Genomic DNA, 1,729 nt, shown 5'->3' with positions numbered 1-1,729 from the left:
TTCCAACTATGACACCTGATCTTCTTCCTGATCGAAGTCAATCATCAGGTCCATATTCAGATACTTCCGTTCACTCCATGTAGAATTAGAGATGTGACGCAGCCGGGCCGCAACCAACATCAGGGCAGATTCACCATCGGGGAAGGAACCGATTACTCGTGTCCTCCTTCTGATTTCTCGCATGATTCTCTCAAGACCATTGTTGGTCCTTATCCGTTTCCAATGTTCAACCGGGAAGTGATAGTAGGAAAAGGTTTCGGGGGATCCTTCCCGTACCAGGGTAGCGGCCTTGTTAAGCTTCATTTCGATAAGCTTCTGGGCAATGAGGTCCTTCTTTCGGATCGCCTCCTCCCTGTTCTCTTGGGCATGGATGGCTTTCAGCATTGTGGCAACTTCTTTCACTTTGCCATGGGGTACAAAGCTGAAGACATTCCGGTAGAAATGGACGACACAACGCTGCCAGAGTGCCTGGGGATAAAACTCCGGAATCGACTCCACCAGACCGAGGGATTTATCGGAGATGAACATGTCGACACTCTCCAACCCCCGGTCTTTGAGATATCTCAAGAACCGTTGCCAGCTGTCCTTGTCCTCCTTGGTGCCCTCAGCCACCCCGATTATTTCTCGAAACCCATCCTCGTTGACTCCTATGGCCACCAGAACCGAGACATTACGAACCTCTCCAGCCCAGGAGCGCTTCATCTATATCCCATCCAGGTATACATATGCGTAATGGCTCTTGAGGGGAAGGTTCCGCCACTTCTCGATCTCTTCGTAGATTTTCTTGTTCAGATTGCTAATCGTTCCCGGTGACACCTTTGCTCCCCAGAGTGCTTCGGTGATGTCTTCCACACGCCTAACAGATACGCCGGCTAAATACATTTCCACCATCGCTTCCTCAACAGAAATTTCCCGGCGCTTGTACCGCTCAATGATCGCCGGTTCAAACGTCACCTTCTTTAGTTTCGGCATCTGGAGCGTTACCTCGCCGGCCTTGGTCAGAAACTTCCGGTCATAATGACCGGCACGATACCCCTTGCGCTCAGTTTTTCTCTCATGCTTCTGGGCATTCAGGAGTTGTTCTGCTTCAGCCTCCAACATCGCATTCAATGTCTCTTCTACCGTTTCCCGTACAAAATCCCCTAAATGGGCTTTGACTTCTTCCTCATTAATTTCGATAATCTTACCAGGCATTGGGTCCTCTCTCTGACTTGGTTTTTGTAGTTATTAATCAATCGTCAGATTGAGGACTCTTGCTTTATTAGCTATTTGCGCAAAATATTGTACGTTATCTTTCGGCCTACTGGGGGAGGCCAATTGATACACCACAGGAGTTCTACGTCCTTCTTCGCCGGTTATGCCCGTTGGGGAAGGATTAGGGGAATGGTAGTTCGAGCTCAAAGGAATTGGTTAAAGCCGCTGGGATTCGCAAGAATCCCAAGGCCCCGCCGAAAGGCAGATTAGTGTCTCAAAACAACACCGGGAGCCCTTTTATAGGCTCCCGGCTTTCAGTTTCTTTTGGCAAGCCTAATGAAATTGTTAAGCTGTGACGGCGTAAGCCGGAATCAGCTTCAACATACTATTAGGCTTTTATCAAAAGCGCGGAATAATCGCTTGAAATTGCGCCTACGCCGCTCAAAAGGTAAGCGCAGGTATTCTGCGGGGTGATTATTTGCGCCCTTGGGTGGGTTGGTGATTGTGGTTCCCCGGTTACCAAAAGCGGTCTAGT

1 pseudogene is annotated in these 1,729 nt (G+C 49.2%); it reads right to left on the bottom strand.

Annotation, left to right across the window (positions count from 1 at the left end):
• Positions 1–6: 6 nt before the first annotated feature.
• A pseudogene (locus tag DC28_RS07160) lies at positions 7–1,194 on the bottom strand (IS256 family transposase).
• Positions 1,195–1,729: the final 535 nt, after the last annotated feature.

This window comes from Spirochaeta lutea (genome assembly GCF_000758165.1).
GTDB classification, from domain to species: Bacteria; Spirochaetota; Spirochaetia; order DSM-27196; family Salinispiraceae; genus Spirochaeta_D; species Spirochaeta_D lutea.
This window is presented reverse-complemented; position numbering and strand designations above follow the sequence as displayed.